The sequence below is a fragment of the Arthrobacter sp. 05L421 genome (assembly GCF_056397785.1).
Map to the genome: position 1 here is coordinate 174631 of NZ_JBFTOC010000005.1, position 15979 is coordinate 190609.

At 67.4% G+C, this 15979-nt stretch carries 12 protein-coding genes; 5 read left to right on the forward strand and 7 right to left on the reverse strand.

Annotation, left to right across the window (positions count from 1 at the left end; genetic code table 11):
- Positions 1 to 76: 76 nt before the first annotated feature.
- Entirely contained in the window at positions 77 to 1540 is a 1464-nt protein-coding gene (locus tag AC1DKQ_RS08885) for an amino acid permease (protein WP_476885879.1), read from the reverse strand.
- 142 nt (positions 1541 to 1682) lie between these two features.
- On the opposite strand from AC1DKQ_RS08885, the gene AC1DKQ_RS08890 reads away from it, so the two are divergent.
- The 5 genes from AC1DKQ_RS08890 to AC1DKQ_RS08910 all read left to right on the forward strand — a co-directional run bounded on the left by AC1DKQ_RS08890 (position 1683) and on the right by AC1DKQ_RS08910 (position 6759).
- The gene (locus tag AC1DKQ_RS08890) at positions 1683 to 2633 is read left to right on the forward strand and encodes a LysR family transcriptional regulator (RefSeq protein WP_476885878.1); all 951 of its coding nucleotides are present in this window, start codon (positions 1683 to 1685) and stop codon (positions 2631 to 2633) included.
- A 94-nt stretch (positions 2634 to 2727) separates the two neighbouring features.
- Positions 2728 to 3156, forward strand: a complete 429-nt coding sequence (gene panD, locus AC1DKQ_RS08895; RefSeq protein WP_476885877.1) for an aspartate 1-decarboxylase — start codon at positions 2728 to 2730, stop codon at positions 3154 to 3156.
- 162 nt (positions 3157 to 3318) lie between these two features.
- Positions 3319 to 4245 carry an AEC family transporter gene (locus AC1DKQ_RS08900; protein WP_476918750.1) on the forward strand — a complete coding sequence of 309 codons (927 nt, stop codon included), beginning with the start codon at positions 3319 to 3321 and terminating at the stop codon, positions 4243 to 4245.
- 56 nt (positions 4246 to 4301) lie between these two features.
- The gene (locus AC1DKQ_RS08905; protein ID WP_476918751.1) at positions 4302 to 5432 is read left to right on the forward strand and encodes an FAD-dependent oxidoreductase; all 1131 of its coding nucleotides are present in this window, start codon (positions 4302 to 4304) and stop codon (positions 5430 to 5432) included.
- A 148-nt stretch (positions 5433 to 5580) separates the two neighbouring features.
- Positions 5581 to 6759 (forward strand): GmrSD restriction endonuclease domain-containing protein, encoded by a 1179-nt coding sequence (locus AC1DKQ_RS08910; RefSeq protein WP_476918752.1) that lies wholly within the window; start codon positions 5581 to 5583, stop codon positions 6757 to 6759.
- 41 nt (positions 6760 to 6800) lie between these two features.
- Here AC1DKQ_RS08910 and AC1DKQ_RS08915 read toward each other — a convergent pair whose 3' ends face one another.
- The 6 genes from AC1DKQ_RS08915 to AC1DKQ_RS08940 all read right to left on the reverse strand — a co-directional run bounded on the left by AC1DKQ_RS08915 (position 6801) and on the right by AC1DKQ_RS08940 (position 15968).
- Entirely contained in the window at positions 6801 to 9428 is a 2628-nt protein-coding gene (locus AC1DKQ_RS08915; protein WP_476918753.1) for a trehalase-like domain-containing protein, read from the reverse strand.
- A gap of 159 nt (positions 9429 to 9587) precedes the next feature.
- Entirely contained in the window at positions 9588 to 10652 is a 1065-nt protein-coding gene (locus AC1DKQ_RS08920; RefSeq protein WP_476918754.1) for a glycoside hydrolase family 130 protein, read from the reverse strand.
- A 78-nt stretch (positions 10653 to 10730) separates the two neighbouring features.
- A complete protein-coding gene (locus AC1DKQ_RS08925) occupies positions 10731 to 12869 on the reverse strand; it encodes a hypothetical protein (protein ID WP_476918755.1) in 2139 nt (712 codons plus the stop codon).
- A gap of 59 nt (positions 12870 to 12928) precedes the next feature.
- Positions 12929 to 14020, reverse strand: coding sequence for a glycoside hydrolase family 130 protein (locus AC1DKQ_RS08930; RefSeq protein ID WP_476918756.1), 1092 nt, complete (start codon positions 14018 to 14020; stop codon positions 12929 to 12931).
- A 3-nt stretch (positions 14021 to 14023) separates the two neighbouring features.
- Entirely contained in the window at positions 14024 to 15001 is a 978-nt protein-coding gene (locus tag AC1DKQ_RS08935; protein ID WP_476918757.1) for a carbohydrate ABC transporter permease, read from the reverse strand.
- A gap of 1 nt (position 15002) precedes the next feature.
- Positions 15003 to 15968 (reverse strand): carbohydrate ABC transporter permease, encoded by a 966-nt coding sequence (locus AC1DKQ_RS08940; RefSeq protein WP_476918758.1) that lies wholly within the window; start codon positions 15966 to 15968, stop codon positions 15003 to 15005.
- Between the last annotated feature and the right edge of the window lie 11 nt (positions 15969 to 15979).

Here is a 15979-nt window from a genome sequence, read left to right on the forward strand (position 1 = left end):
CGTTGCGCTATCACTTCTGGCCCTTAAAAGCTCTGAATGGGAACCAGGAGCGATAGCGCAACGGGGGTTGGGGTGGTTACGTCAGGGGGCGGTGCATTTCCACGATCTCTTCGTGCCGCGGGCTGTTCGGGTTCATCAGCGAGTTCTTGCGGCCGTAGGTGAAGTAGATGATCAGGCCGACCACAAGCCAGACGACGAACCGCAGCCAGGTCTCCCAGTGGAGCTGGAACATCAGGAACAGCGAGGAAAACACACCGAACGCCGGCACCAGCGGCATCAGCGGCAGGCGGAAGGTCCGCGGGGCGTCGGGCTTCTTGTAGCGGAACACGATCACCGACACGCAGACGACGACGAACGCGGCCAGGATGCCGATGTTGGTCAGGTCTGCCACGGCCTTGATCGGGAGGATGCCAGCCAGGATTGCGGCCCCGGCGCCGGCGATCCAGGTCACGCGCTGCGGCGTGCCGTTCTGGTCCGTCTTCGAGAACCAGCCGGGCAGCAGGCCGTCGCGGCTCATCGAGAACCAGACGCGGGTGACGCCGAGGAGGAAGGTCAGCATCACCGTGAGGATGGACAGGACGGCGAACACAGAGATGATGGTCGCGATCACCGGCAGCCCGACGCTGTTGAAGGCGGAGGCGAAACCGGCTTTGGGGTCGATCTCGGTGAAGTTCTGCATGCCGGTGAGCACCAGGGTGGCGGCGACATAGAGCAGCATGGCGATGATTAGCGAGAGGATAATCGCCTTCGGCATGTGCTTCTTGCCGTCGGTGGCCTCCTCCGCCGCGGTACTCATGGCGTCGTAGCCGAACACCGCGAAGAACACCGTCGCGGAGCCGGCCACCACGGGACCGAAGCCGCTGGGGAAGAACGGGTTGTAGTTGTTGGTGTTGATGTAGAAGATGCCCAGGCCGATGATGAACAGGATCAGCACCACCTTGATGCCGACGGCAATCAGCTCAAAGCGTCCAAAGGTCTTGGTGCCCCGGGAGAGTATCCAGGTCACCAGCAGGCAGACGAGGATCGCGGGAAGGTTGATGATACCGCCCGTGCCCTCATCCGGTGTCGAAGTCATCCAGGCGGGCATATGGATACCGACGCCGGCGAGGGCAGCGTCGAAGTAGCCCGAGATGCCGATGGCCACCACGGCCACGATGGCGATGTACTCGAGCAGCAGGTCCCAGCCGATAAACCAGCCGATGATCTCGCCAAGGGCAACGTAGCCGTAGGTGTAGGCCGAGCCTGCCCGCGGGATCATGCCGGCGAACTCGGCGTAGGACAGCGCCGCGGCGGCGGATGCCAGGCCGGCGATCAGGAACGACACGAGCACGGCGGGACCGACTCCGGGTTCGGTCTCGCTGCCGTGGGCCACAAGGCCCGCCAAGGAAAAGATGCCGACGCCGATAATGCCGCCAACGCCGATGGCCGTCAGCTGCCAAAGCCCCAGGCTCTTGTGCAGTCCGCTGTGTTTGTTTTCTTCTTCGATGTCGTCGATGGGCTTGCGCCGCATGATCGACTGTGACGAATCCTGTGTAGCCATCAGGGCCTCCTGCTTAGGTGTGATGCCCATCAATCCACCCTGTGATGGGCGTTACCGAGTGACAACAGTATGCAAGCCCGATTGCATTAGATAAAGTGAATTCTCTTAATGAATAACCATCAGAATTCACAAAGGAAAAGCGATGCTCGACGTCCGGCGTTTGCGACTGTTGCGCGAACTGAAGATCCGGGGCACCTTGGCCGAAGTGGCCGAGGCACTCCAGTACAGCCCGTCGTCAGTCTCGCAGCAGTTGGCCCTCCTTGAGAAGGAGGCCGGAGTGGAGCTCCTGCGCAAGACCGGGCGCCGCGTGCAGCTGACCCCGCAGGCCGAAGTCCTGGTGGCCCACACCTCCCAGCTCCTGGAGACACTGGAGCAGGCGGAGGCGGACCTGGCCGCGTCGCTGACCACTGTCACCGGTACCGTGCGGATTGCGGTCTTCCAGTCCGCCGCGCTGGCACTGATGCCGGACGCCCTGACCAGGATGTCCGCCAGCTACCCGGAAGTCCGGGTGGAAATGACGCAGCGGGAACCGGAAACGGCCCTTCACGAGACCTGGGCCCGCGACTTCGACCTCGTGATCGCCGAGCAGTACCCTGGCCATGCCGCCCCGCACTACGCCGAACTGGACCGCGTGGCCCTGACCAGCGACGCCATCCGGCTCGCCGTTCCACCCGCTTCGCCCGGCCGCGACGCCATCCGGACGCTGGCCGATACCGCGGGGCTGCCTTGGGTGATGGAACCACGCGGAGCGGCCTCGCGGCACTGGGCCGAGCAGGCCTGCCGGAGCGCAGGCTTTGAGCCCGACGTCCGCTTTGAAACCGCCGACCTTCAGGCCCAGATCCGGCTGATCGAATCGGGAAATGCGGTGGCCCTGATGCCCGACCTCGTGTGGACCGGCCGCAGCACCAGCGCGCAGCTCCTGGACCTGCCCGGGGATCCGCACCGGACGGTGTTCACCTCGGTGCGGCGGTCCAGTGCCAGGCGGCCGGCCCTGCTGGCAGCCCGCGAAATCCTGGCGTTGACGGCGGCATCGATCGTGCCCGCGGCGGCGGCCGGCGCCCTTGATCCGGCCCCCATGGACCGGCCCGCGTGACTGCGGCCCCAGCGGACCGGCCTGCGCGGCAGGCCTGCTGCGTGTGCGGTGGGCCACAGCGCGCGCGGTGGCCCCGCGCTAGACTGGTGGCGTTATGAATCGCACAATATTCAAATCCAAGATCCACCGCGCGACGGTCACGCACGCGGACCTTCACTATGTCGGTTCCGTCACTGTGGACCTGGATCTGCTGGAGGCGGCCGACATCCTTCCCGGCGAACTGGTGGCGATTGTCGACGTCACGAACGGCGCCCGGCTCGAGACCTACACGATTGCCGGCGAACGCGGTTCCGGCGTGATCGGTATCAACGGCGCCGCCGCCCACCTGATGCACGAGAACGACATCGTCATCCTCATTACGTACGCCCAGATGACCACGGAAGAGGCGAACGCGTACAACCCCAAGGTGGTCCACGTTGATCAGGACAACAAGATTGTCCAGATCGGCAACGACCCCGCGGAGGGCATGGCGCCGGGCCTCATGCGCCCGCCTCACTCGCTGAATAACGCCGCGCTGAACTAGCGGCACCAGCCCCAGCCCCGCCTGCCGAGTCCAGCAGCCGGCATGCGCAGGGGACGCGGCCCCACGCCGTCGGGCGTAATAGGACGGTCTGCGGAATAAAGCTGATTACTCTGGAACGGTGTCCTTTACCCGCCGAACTCCCGCCCCGCTGCAGAGAACCGCGTGTTAGGGGTACTGGCAGGCTTCTTCGTCGTCTGGGTCATCATCCTGGTCGGCATGTTCGTGGGCCGGCGCAACGTTCTGGGCGAGAACGCCCGCTCCGTCCTCAGCGCCCTGACGTTCTTCGTCGCGAGCCCCGCCTTGCTCTTCGAAACGCTCAGCAAGGCCAATCTGCATAGCGTCTTTGCCGCGCCGTTGCTCGTGACGGCGGTGGGGGCCGTCATAACGGCGGTCCTGTTCTTTGGCATTGTGCGGTTCGCGCTCAAGCGGCCCGTACCCGAGGCCCTCATTTCCTCCATGAGCGCGTCCCTGGCCAACTCGGCCAACCTCGGCATCCCCATCGCCGTCTTCGTGCTCGGCGATGCCAGCTATGTTGCACCCCTGCTCATCTTCCAGCTGGCCTTCTTCACTCCCCTCTTCCTCATGGCCTTGGACGCCACCACCAGCTCGCACCGCACCACGCCGCTGAGGTTCGTGCTCATGATCCTGCGGAACCCGATGATCGTCGGCACCGGGCTGGGTCTGGTGGTGGCCGGAACCGGCTGGCAGGTACCGCCGCTGATCATGGAGCCCATCCACCTGATCGGCGGGGCGGCCATCCCGGCCATGCTGATCGCCTTCGGCATGAGCCTGAACAACTCCGCGCCGCTGCAGGCGGCCGCCGGACGCCGGTTGGACACCGTGCTGGCGAGCTTCTTCAAACTGATCGTCCATCCGCTGGTGGCGTACCTGTTTGCCCGTTTTGTCCTCGGCATGCAGGAGCAGGCGCTGTTCGCCGCGGTCGTCACAGCGGCCCTGCCCACCGCCCAAAACGTGTTTGTCGCGGCCAGCCGCTACCGCACGGGCGTCACAGTAGCCAAGGACACCGTGCTGATCACTACGGTGGTAGCTGTCCCTGCCATGATCGGTGTAGCCCTGCTGCTGGCCTGACCGTATCTGGTCTTGCCCGGGCGGTCGGGGCGGTACCAAACCCCGGAGGAGGACCCTTGAAATCAACCCTGGACACAGTGGTCATCGGCGGCGGTGCGATGGGCTCCGCAACCGCCTGGGCGCTGGCCCGGCGCGGTGCGGACGTGACCCTGCTGGAGCAGTTCGGGCCCGGCCACCGCAACGGCGCCTCCCACGGCACAACCCGGAACTTCAACCCTGGCTACGCGGATCCGGACTACGTTGCCATGCTGGCCGAAGCGGCGAGGCTGTGGAGCGAGCTCGAAGCAGACTCCGGCGAACGGCTGCTGGCGCGCACCGGCGTCGTGAACCACGGTGCCGACCCGCGGCTGCCCGAGGTCCGGAACGCGCTGCTTGCCGCGGGGCTCCGGGCCGAGTTCCTCTCCGCCGGGGAAGCCGGCGAGCGCTGGCGGGGCATCCGGTTCGAGTCGCGGGTGCTGCACATGCCGGACGGTGGGCAGTTGAATCCGGACGCCGCATTGCCGGCGCTGCAGCGCCTCGCCGCCGGCTTCGGTGCCGAGATCCGCCATCATGTGCAGGTTCTTGAGCTGAAAGTGCACGACGACGGCGTCCGGCTCACGCTTGAGTCCGGCGGCCGCACCGAGATGCTCTCCGCCAGGCGGGCCGTGGTTACCGCCGGCGGCTGGACCACGAAGCTGCTGGCCGGCGTGGCGCCGCTGCCCCGCTTGACGGTCACACAGGAACAGCCCGCACACTTCGCCATCATGGACCACGGCGCCCAATGGCCGGGGTTCAACCACATGCCCGGGCACGGGGAGGCGTACGCGTACTGGCGTTCGCCCGTCTACGGCATGCACACGCCGGGCGAGGGGATTAAGGCCGGATGGCACGGGGTGGGTCCTGTAGTGGATCCGGACCGGCGGACCTTCGCTGCGGAGCCCGAACAGCGGGCGGCCCTGCAGCGGTACGCGCGGGACTGGCTGCCCGGGGTGGACGCCGACTCCCTCGCCGACATCAGCTGCACGTACACCAGCACGGTGGATGAGAACTTTATCCTGGACCGGATCGGCCCGGTGGTCATCGGCGCCGGCTTCTCCGGGCACGGATTCAAGTTCACGCCGGTGGTGGGCCGGATCCTGGCCGACCTCGCAACCGGCGACGGCGGGGCGCCGGCCATCTTCTCGGCATCCCGGCCGCGGGTCCGCTGACTCCAAAGCAACGCGGGGTCACTTAGCGCCCATCCTGGGGCCCGGCATGGGCGCGATGTGACCCCGCGTTGCTAGGTGCGCCGGTAGGCTGGGACCGGTCTTAAGCCGCCCTCGAATACCACGGGCACCAGCACGAATTGGGGAAGAATTGCACAGCGTTACATCAGGCAAGGTCACATCAGGCAGCATCACATCAGGCAAAGTCACATCAGGCAGCATCCACTTAGTTGACGCCCATCCGAAGGGCGTACGCAGCCGGAACATCGGCGCGGTCGACTGGATCGCGGCCGGACTGGCAGGGCTGCTGCTGGTATCTGCCACGGCCTGCGCCAGCCCCGGGACGGCCCCGGCTGCCGCTCTGACCGCCGTCGCGAGCTCGCATGCCACCGCGTCGGCCGGCGCGGACAGCACCCCGCTGGATCCGGACAGCACACATGGTGTCGACGTTCCCAGCGTCGATGTTACCGGCGTCGCCGCCCCGCACCAGCAGCCAGCATTTGCGAGCAAAGCCCGCGAGGTGCTGGCGACGCTGCCCGTCAAGGGCCGCGCACCAAAGACGGGCTATTCGCGCGAGCAGTTCGGCCCGGCCTGGTCCGACGTTGACCACAACGGCTGCGATACCCGCAATGACATGCTCCGCCGCGACCTCACGGCCCTCGCGCTAAAGCCCGGGACGCGGGACTGCGTGGTGCTCTCCGGCGTCCTGGCCGACCCCTACACGGCCACCGCCATCAACTTCCGGCGCGGCAACGCCACCAGCACCGCGGTCCAGATCGACCACGTCGTGGCCCTCAGCGACGCCTGGCAGAAGGGCGCGCAGAAGCTCAGCCCGGCGCAGCGGCTGGCCTTCGCCAACGATCCCCTGAACCTGCTGGCGGTGGACGGCCCCGCCAACCAAAGCAAGAGCGACGGCGACGCCGCGACCTGGCTGCCGCCGAACAAGTCCTACCGCTGCACCTACGTCGCCCGCCAAATTTCAGTGAAGTCCAGCTACGGGCTCTGGGTGACCCAGGCCGAGCACGATGCCATGGCCCGGGTTCTCGCGGACTGCCCGGACGCCCTGGCCCCGACCAACCGGCCGGCCTCCGCTCCAGCGAAGGCCGCGCAGGCACCACCAGCACGGCAACCCGCCGCGGCGCCTGCGGCCGTACCCGCGCCAGCCCCGGCGAAGGTCCGGATGGCGCCCGCGCCTGCCGCCCCCGCAGCCGCGGTGTCCTATGCGAACTGCACCGCGGTCCGCGCAGCCGGCGCGGCACCCATCCATGTCGGCCAGCCGGGGTACAGCCGGAAGCTGGACCGCGACGGGGACGGCGTGGGCTGCGAGTAGCGGTCGGCCCTGCTTCCGGTCCCTGTGTGGACCGGTGGTGGTCAGTTCCTCTGGTGGTCGTGCAGGAGCCGGGCGCAGCGGATGAAGCCCAGGTGCGAATACGCCTGGGGATGGTTGCCCAGGTGGGTTTCCGTGCCGGGATCGTATTCCTCCGGCAGCAACCCCGTGGGGCCGAACAGGTTCACCAGCTGGTCGAAGAGGTCCCAGGCCTCCTCAATCCGGCCGACGGCGATGTAGGCCTCGATCAGCCACGTGGTGCAGATGTGGAAGCCGCCCTCCAGGCCGGGCAGGCCGTCGTCGTACCGGTAGCGGAAAACGGTGGGCCCCACCCGCAGTTCCCGTTCCACCGCCGTGACGGTGGCCAGGAAGCGGGGGTCGTTGACCTCCAGCAGGCCGGAGAGGCCGATGTGCAGCACAGCTGCATCCAGGTCAGGGCTGTCGTACGCCACGGTGTAGGAGTTGGCCGAGTCGTCCCAGCCTTCGCGCAGGACTTCCTGCCGGATTTTCGCCGCTGTGGGTTCCCAGGCCGGCAGCGGTTCCCGGCCATGCCGGGCGGCCGTGCGCAGCGCCCGGTCCAGCGCCACCCAGCACATCACCTTCGTGTAGACATGGTGCCGCGGCGCCCGCCTGGCCTCCCAGATGCCGTGGTCCGCTTCATGCCAGCGGGCCAGCACGGCCGCGGCCATCTGGACGAGCAGCTCCCAGTGGTCGTCGGAGAGCACGCCCTGGCGGGCGCTGAGGGCGTGAATCAGCTCGGCAATCGGGCCAAATACGTCCAGCTGCACCTGGTGGTCGGCAGCATTCCCGATCCGGACCGGGCGCGATCCCGCGTAGCCGGGCAGGCTCTCGATGATCGCCTCGGTGGACAGCGGCGCCCCGGTCACCGAGTACAGCGGGTGTAGCCACTCCGGGCCCGGGGCGCTGGCCAGGATCCGGCCCAGCCAGGCCAGGAAGCCCTCGGCCTCGGCTGTGGAGCCCAAGTCCACGAGGGCGTTGACAGTCATGGACCCGTCCCGCAGCCAGCAGTACCGGTAGTCCCAGTTCCGGGTGCCGCCGATTCCCTCCGGCAGTGAGGTGGTGGGCGCGGCCAGCACTGCGCCGGTGGGTTCGTGGACCAGGGCCCGGAGCACCAGCGCGGACCGGCGGACCAGCGAGGGCTTCACGCCAGGCAGTTGCAGCTCGTGGACCCAGCGCCGGGAATGATGGACGACGGCGGCGCGGCGCCCGGTCTCGTCCTCCGGCACCGCCGGCTGCGGTTCCGTGTCACCGCAGCGCAGGTTGAGGACCACGGGGCCCTCCCGCAGGTCGACGTCGCCCGTGGCGGTGGCGTGCCGCCCGTCCGAGGTGATGGAAAAGGCCACTCCGGGCGCCCGAAGGGCGATGGGATCCGCGGTTCCCACGACGTGCAGTTCCGTGCCGCGCACCTCCATGCTGAACGGCGCATTCGCGTAGTCCGGCCGCGGCGCGAAAGTGATCCGGGCTGTGCCGGTGCCGGAGAGCACGCGGACCAGGCTGGTGATGCCTGTGGGGGCCGGCTCCAGGTAATCCGTCACCGTGACGTCGGCCCAGCGGGTTTCGACGATCATGGTGCTGTCCACGTAGCGCTGGCCAAGGACCTGAGAGGACTTCACCGGTTCCACGGAGAAGTGGCCGGCCGCATCGCCGCCGAGGAGATGGGCAAACAGCGACCCCGAGTCCGGCCGCGGATGGCTCATCCAGCAGATCTTCGCGTCCGGCGTGATCAGGGCGGTGGAGGAGCCGTTGCCGATCATGGAGTGCCGTTCCAGCCCCACGGCATCCTCGCCGAAAAGCCACGCCCGCCGCAGTTCGAACAGGATCGCCAGGACCCGGGCGAACGACTCCGTGTCCCGGAGCCTGTGGTTCGCCACGCTGGGCCCCTCCCCCACGCGCAGCGCCATGTCCGGCCCGCGCAACGTTGCCATGGCCAGCTCATCGCTGGACGCGTCGCCGGCGTAGAGTGCGGCACTGGCGCCGAGCACGGAGCGCAGGTGCTCCAGTGCGGAGGCCTTGGAAGGTTTCACCGCGGAGAGGTCCAGCACCGAGCCGTCCACAATAAAGGTGAGCCCGTGCGCCTGCGCGATCTTCTCTGCCTGCTCGGCGGCTAGTGCAACGACGTCGGGTGCGGCCGCGTGGGTGTGCACCGACACGGCAACCGGCTTCCGCTCGATGGTGATGCCACGGTAGGCGCCCACGGTTTCCGCGAGTGCCAGGCTGGCCTGTTGCACCACAGATTCGGTGGCAAGCGACAGCCCGTGCGCGTAGCTCATGTCGAACTCAGCACCGTGCGAGCCCACCAGATGCACCTCGGCGGGCAGGCGTGAGACGGCGGCGAGGTCGCGGAGGGACCGGCCGGAAATGACGGCAGCGTGCGTATTGGGCAGGGCGGCGAGCGCGCGGAGGGCGATCGCGGCACTGGCCAGCGGCAGGGTCTCGGTCGAGATCCCTTCCGCCGCGCAGAGCGTTCCGCCGTAGTTGCACGCCACCAGCAGTCCGGGGGTGCGGGCCAGGACCTTGAGCTCAGCCAGCAGTTGGGGTGTCAGCCCGTCATCGGCGGCGTCAGTCTGCACGAAGGCCCGGAGCAGGCCCAGCGGGAGGGATTTGGTCAGGAGGGCAGAGTCAGCCAAGGACTGGTTGAGCGGAGTGGGCATGTGCGGAGTCCTTCGAATAGTCCCCAATGCCTGCATGAGAAGCGTCCTCGGAAGGGCGCACTTCCAGTATCCTCCTGACGCAGTTTCGCCCGGGTGTCCCGGCGGTTGCAGGTATGTAACGTCTGCAGGCCGCCGGGAACATAACCGGGCGTTTGGGCGCTAGCTGCGGTCGGCGCGGTAGAAGTACATCTCCCTGGATCCCTTGGGAGCATCCCAGCCCTGGGCAAACACCCAGCTTCCACCGCACTTCAGCAGCCCTCCCCACGCCAGCGATCCACCCTTGTGGAGCGCCTTCTGTGTGAAGGGCTGGTTGGTGTCATACAGTGCCTGAGCTGCGGAGAACTGCCCGTTGGCGTCGCCATAGAAGAAGTCCAGGACCAGCTCGGTCCGTTCGCCTTCGCCGACGATTGCGCAGGCCACTTCGTGCAATGAGCCGCCCAGCGGTTCAAGGTCCAGGTAGTCCTGCGGCTCAAACGTCCAGTTCACCATGTCGGAGGACCGTCCAACGTGGGTGGTTCCACCGCAGCCCTCGGAGAGATACATCAGGTAGTCGCCACCGATCTTGACGGCTTCGCCGCGGGCGTTTCGCGGGATGACGGCCCCCTTGGCCCAGTAACGCGAAATCTCGTGGGGGACCGCCAAACCGAGCTTTTCCCAGTGGATCAGGTCATCTGACACGGCAACATTGATGTCGCAGCCAACATCGCCCAGGGGATACGCCTCGGAATTCTGGCCGGGCTGTTCATCGCTGTGGTCGATCGTCCAGATCCCGTTGTAGAACATGTAGTACCGGCCATTGGCCTGGTACACCTTGGGATCCTCGCAGCCGAGGATCTCATTGTCCATGGTGGGGTAGATGACCGGGTTGGACGGGTTGTCCTGCCACCCGGTTTGGGGATCGAGGACGGCAACACCGATGCGGCTGGAGACTGATTCCTTGCGCGGGGAGGCCCGGTAAAAAAGGTAGAGCTTGCCATCCCGCTCCATGAGGGACGGATTGAAGATCGAATCCGCCGTCCAGCCGATGCCGGTGGGGTCGTCCCAGTCCTGGACCTGCCGGAAAGTCAGGGAGTCGTCCTTGCGGAACGGGCCCACAGCCCATTCCGGGCGTTCAGGGTACTCGGCGGAGAATTGATCGGTGGAGATGGTATCGGTCAGCGGGTTGCTGAACGTGAGCGCTCCCTCGTAAGTCTCGAGCAGTGCCTGGGTAGTGATTTTTTGCATGGGGTCTTCCTGTTCATCAATGCATGCCAAGCCGCCGGGACCACGGGCCGTGGTGATCGGTGTTAGCGGTGATAGGAGTTAGTTACGGACTGTCGTCACCCAGGTGAATCCGCCCGGGGCCACAGCGACACGGCCGGACCCGTCCGCCTGCCGCGGGCCCGGGGCTACGGGCCGGCCTGACGCATCGAATGCCTGCTGGGTCAGGCGGAAGCCTGCGGGCAGGTTCACCGTCCGTTCAATGCGTTCCGGGGCCGCGCTGACGTACAGCGTGGATTCGCCGCCGGCTCCGGAGACCGAGACTGTGGAAAGCTGCGGCTGGATGAGCAGGGCATCCAGGGCGACGTCACCGTCGGTGGTGCCGACGACGGCGGCCGCCGCGGCGGGCAGCGCGCGTTTCAGCGCGAACGGGAAGAGGACGCCCGGCGCATCGGTGATGCCCTGGGCGCCGGCGCCGCCGTTCCGGGTGCTGCCAAGCGGGCCCTTGCCCGCGGTCCAGCTGGTCGAGCCGGAGGGGGCGATTCCCTGGTTGACGATCGGGTAGATATTGCGGGGTTCCCCGGCGGCCGGCAGTGGCAGGCTCAGGGACGCACCTGTCTTCAGAGCGACGTAGGCGCCGCCGGAGAGGTTGGCTTCCCCGGTCCAGGCTGAGGCGGGCCTGACCACGGTGCCGTTGCCTGCGATGGCACCGGATTCGGCCTCGACGACGCTCAGCCCGTGGGTCGAGACGGTGCGGGTGATGCCGAGCGCCTTGGCCTTCAGCTCCGGGTTGGCGTCCAGCGCCAGCATGGTCAACAGGGCATGGATGGTGGATTCGGCGCCGGAGTTCGGGTTCACCCGGCCGTCGGGCTCGATTCCGTCGATCGCGGTGCCGGCGGCGGGGTTGTAGGCGGGGGCGCCGCTGGGGTTGGCGCCGAAGAACCAGCCTGCCGCAATGGCTGCGAGCTCCAGCAGGCCGGGGGCTTTGGCGGCCTTCGCGGTCGCCACGAGGCTCTGGACACGGGAGTCCACGCCGTAGGCGATTTGTGCCTCGCCGGGCGTGGGGCTCCAGGCGTTGTCCGGCCCGCCCGCGGCGAGCAGCTCCGGGGTGAACTGGGCGGAATCCTTCACGGCGGCTTCGAGCAGCCGGGGCTTGTTCAGCACGGTTGAGGCGGTGGCGGCTGCGGCCGGAGCCATCCCGCCCCAGGCGTGCCAGAGCGTCCGGGACTTGTTCCACGGCAGGATCGCGCCGAAGGGCCATTGAGTGCTGGAGCCCGAGGACATCGCGGCGACGCCCTCGCTCAGCCGGGTGAGCGCCTGGGTGGCGACGCGGTCGCCGGGGGCCGCCTTGTTGTAGGCGGCGAGCCCGAGCACGGCCTCGGCGGAGGCGTCGGCGCCGCCGGAGATCAGCCAGGCGGGGACCTTGACGCCGTCGGCCGTGTCATACGTGCCGTATTTGGCGAGGGACTGTTTGTCGAGCGAGCCAAGGGCCAACTGCAGGCGTTCGCGCAGGAAGGACGCGAAGGCCGGGTCGGCGCCGGCGAAGGCGGCGTAGCCTTCCCCGAGGGCCCAGACGGTGCGAGCCAGCCAGTAGGATTCGGCCGAATCGGAGGGGTCCGGCAGTTCCACCGGCTTGGCGCTCGGCGTGAGCGTGCCGTCGGCCTGCTGCCAGAGGACCACGTTGCCGGCGTTGGGCCCGGCCGTGGTCTGCAGGTACGTCAGGGAGCGCAGGGCTTGGAAGGCGCGTTCCTTGCTGGCGGGGTCGCCGGTCTGCTTCCAGTGCCGCAGGTAAACGACGGCGGTGCGGGCGATGTCGTCGGCGTTGTAGGCGCCCTGGCTCCAGTGGCCGGTGGCAGGGTCCAGGTCCCCGCCGCCGATCCGGGCGTAGCTGCCGTCCGCTTTCTTGTCCGCGTACGTCCACGGCGCCTGGGCCGAGGGGATCCGGTCCAGCTGATAGGTGGTGTGCCCCTCCACCGGGGTGAGCGGCACGGTGTCCATCAGGAAGTTCAGATGGCTGAGGTTGGTCAGGGGTGCTCCGGCGGGCGCGGCCGGAACGGCAGCCCGCTTCCCTGTCCCCCCGCCCGGGACAGGCGCCCCACCCGGGACAGCTGCCGTCCCCGGGGCGGGTGCCGCGCTGGCGGCACCCGCCCCAAGCGGGAACACGAGCAGGAGCATCGATGCGGACACGGCCACGGCCGTGAATCGATTTCTTCGTTTCGGGCGGACATCGTTGTTCGTCATCGGTGGCTCCTGGCTGGCTGGGCTGGCTGTCTGGTCGTCGGGCGGGGGCGGCGGAGGTCCTAGTTGGCGGGAATCCGGTCCAGCTTGGCGACACCGATCTTCGAATCCGCCATGCCGTAGAACACAAACAGCTGCTCGCCGATTTTCTCGATCGCTGTCGGGAACACGACGTTGGGCACGATTCCGGACATCTCGTCCTCGGTTTCGGGCGCCAGGAGCGGCTTGTCGCTGCGGGCGATCACCTTGGAGGGGTCATCGGCGTCGAGGATCATCGCGGCAGCGGTGTAGTTGACGTTCTGCTGGTGGTCGAACGCCGACTTCGCGAGCTCACCGGAGACGCCGTGGTGGATCAGCAGCCAGCCTTCGTCCACGCGGATCGGGGCGGGGCCGCCGCCGATCTTCAGTTCCTCGAACGGGAACTCGCTCAGCGCGACGAGCCGGTGCTTGGCCATGTGCACGAGGTTGCTGATGTCCTTTTCGACGTCCGCGACCGGAACGTAGGAGATCCAGATGCCGGGGCGGTTGTCGGTGACGCCGGCCGGCAGGTGCTCACCTTCGCCCTCGCGGATCCAGCCGAGGTCCCACATCGGGCGGTGCAGCATCGCGTAGGAGGGCACGCCGTCGGGGTCGTTGACCGGCTCCGGGAAGAACACGGCGTCCTTGTTCGGGAACAGGTTCAGGTCCATCGACAGGTCGGCCTGGTAGCCGAAGAGGCACGGGCCCAGCCGGTGCCAGTTGCGCAGGTCCTCGGAGTAGGCGAAGGCCAGGCGGGGGCCCAGCGGGCCGTAGGCGACGTAGGTCATCAGGTGCTTGCCGAGGCTCGGCACCCAGGTGGTGCGGGGGTCCTCGGTGCCGGCGTTGTTCAGGCCGCGTTCCCAGCCCTCGTCGGGGGCCAGGACGATGCCCTGGCGTTCGACGCCGGTGGGGACGCCGTCTTCGATGACCACCTTGGCCAGTCCCACGCGGGAGACGTTGCCCTTGGCGACCAGGCGCGGCAGCAGGTAGAGCTCGCCGTCGAGACCGCGGCCGCTGGCCGGGTTGAGCACACCCTCGGCCTCAAATTCGTTGCCCGGTTCCGGGGTCATGATGACGCCGGCACGGGTGAGGGTGAAGGGGACTGTGGGGAGTGCGGAAGTCTGGGGGGAGGTCATAGATTAACCCTTTACGCTGGATCCGATATTGGTGGAAATGAACTGACGCTGGAAGAAGATGAAGAGTGCGACGGCGGGTGCTGCGAGGACGCAGGCGCCCGCCAGGATGGCGCCGAACGGGTTGGATGCCGTTGCGGAGATGTTGGAGATGTAGTTCGCCAGCGAGACGGCGAGCGGCTGGATGGACTGGTCCTTGGTCACGAGGAACGGCCAGAGGAACTCGTTCCACGGCCCGATGAAGGTCAGCAGGACCGCCGTGACAATCGCGGGTTTCACCAGCGGGATGGCGATCTGCCACAGGATCCGCAGCTCGGAGGCGCCGTCGATCCTGGCCGCCTCAAAGAGCGTGGAGGGCAGCTGCATGAAGTACTGACGGAAGACGAACACGGCTGTGGAGTTGATCGCGAAGGGCAGGATCATGCCCAGGTACGTGTCCGCCAGGCCATAGTCCCGCACGATCATCACGTAGAGCGGGATGAGCAGCAGCTGGAACGGGACCATCTGCACCAGCAGCATCATGCCAAACACCAGCCCCTTGCCGCGGAAGTGCATCTGCGCCAGGGCGTAGCCCACGAGCAGGCCGAAGACCACGGTGAAGAAGATGACGCCGCCGGTGAAGATGCCCGAATTGACCAGGCCCTTGAGCAGGTTGATGGAGTTGTTGATGTTGGCGTAGTTCTGGCCGGTGAGGTTCGCCGGGTTGGGGAACGCCCCGGCCACCGAAGTGTCCGGTGAGGTCTGCAACGAGCCGATGAACATGTAGTAGAACGGGAAGAGGAAGACGAACGCGCCCACGGCCAGCAGCAGAAAGCTGCCGAGGCCGAGGCTCCTGCGTTTCTCGACGCCGGAGGCGCCTGCCCTCTGTTTGCTGGCGGGTTTGCCGGCGGGGGTGCCGGGGCGGCGTGCGCCGTCGCGTCCGTTACTGTCGTTGCTCCCGCTGTTCTCGTCGTTGGGCGCAGCTGCCTTGTTGAGAATTGACATGTCAGTCCTCCTTCCCGCCCACGAGGCGTTTCTGGATCAGGGCAATCAGCAGCACGCCGATCACCAGCACCACACCCAGTGCGGCCGCCAGATCGGGATTCCCCTGCAGGATGCCCATCTGGTACATCAGGAACACCGGTGAGGTGGAGGCCCCGTCCGGGCCGCCGCCGCCGGTGAGCAGGTACGGTTCCGTGAACAGGTTGGCGCCGGTGATGGTGGCCAGCAGGGTCACCAGCACGCTCGCCGAGCGGACGCCGGGAACGGTGATGTTCCAGAACTGCACCCACTTGTTGCCGCCGTCCACCGAGGCGGACTCGTACAGCTCCTCCGGGATGTTCTGCAGCGCGGCCAGGTACAGCAGGATGAAGAACCCTAGCTGCTTCCACGTCACGAACAGTGCCACGGTGGGCATCGCGAGCCAGGAGTTCACAAGCCACGAGGGGTTCGGCGCCAGCGGCCCGAGGACCGAGTTGACCAGTCCGTTCTGCTGGAACAGGAACAGCCAGACGCCGACGACGGCGACGCTCGCCGTGACGTAAGGGACGTAGTAGCTGACCCGGAAGAACGTCTTGAGCTTGGTCACACGGTTCAGGGCGTTGGCCAGGACCAGGGACAGGCCCACGGTCAGCGGGACGTTGATGAGCAGGAAGATCCCGATGTTGGCGAAGGAACGCTGCACGGCGGGGTCCGTGAGGACCGTGATGTAGTTCTCCAGGCCCACGAACGGGCGGTCCACCTTGACCTTCGGCGCGGTGAAGAAGAAGTCGTGGAAGGACATGTAGACGGCGTAGCCAAGCGGAAACGCCAGCACGCCCAGGACGTAGATGACGTAGGGGGCACTGAACAGCAGGCCCAAGGGCTGGCGGCCCAGGAAGTTCTTGCGTTTCCTGGCCGCCGGCCGCCGGTCCCCAGCCCGCCCGGCGGCGTCCCCTGTGGCGGGGGCGCCTTCAGCTGAGCGAAGTGACATGGAGATTCACC

What these genes read in the sequence shown, in the direction of transcription:
- panD (WP_476885877.1), top strand. Translation starts at nt 2,728, where the DNA reads ATGAATCGCACAATATTCAAATCCAAGATCCACCGCGCGACGGTCACG.
- AC1DKQ_RS08930 (WP_476918756.1), bottom strand. Translation starts at nt 14,020, where the DNA reads ATGACCTCCCCCCAGACTTCCGCACTCCCCACAGTCCCCTTCACCCTC.
- AC1DKQ_RS08940 (WP_476918758.1), bottom strand. Translation starts at nt 15,968, where the DNA reads ATGTCACTTCGCTCAGCTGAAGGCGCCCCCGCCACAGGGGACGCCGCC.
- AC1DKQ_RS08920 (WP_476918754.1), bottom strand. Translation starts at nt 10,652, where the DNA reads ATGCAAAAAATCACTACCCAGGCACTGCTCGAGACTTACGAGGGAGCG.
- AC1DKQ_RS08935 (WP_476918757.1), bottom strand. Translation starts at nt 15,001, where the DNA reads ATGTCAATTCTCAACAAGGCAGCTGCGCCCAACGACGAGAACAGCGGG.
- AC1DKQ_RS08915 (WP_476918753.1), bottom strand. Translation starts at nt 9,428, where the DNA reads ATGCCCACTCCGCTCAACCAGTCCTTGGCTGACTCTGCCCTCCTGACC.
- AC1DKQ_RS08925 (WP_476918755.1), bottom strand. Translation starts at nt 12,869, where the DNA reads ATGACGAACAACGATGTCCGCCCGAAACGAAGAAATCGATTCACGGCC.
- AC1DKQ_RS08885 (WP_476885879.1), bottom strand. Translation starts at nt 1,540, where the DNA reads ATGGCTACACAGGATTCGTCACAGTCGATCATGCGGCGCAAGCCCATC.
- AC1DKQ_RS08890 (WP_476885878.1), top strand. Translation starts at nt 1,683, where the DNA reads ATGCTCGACGTCCGGCGTTTGCGACTGTTGCGCGAACTGAAGATCCGG.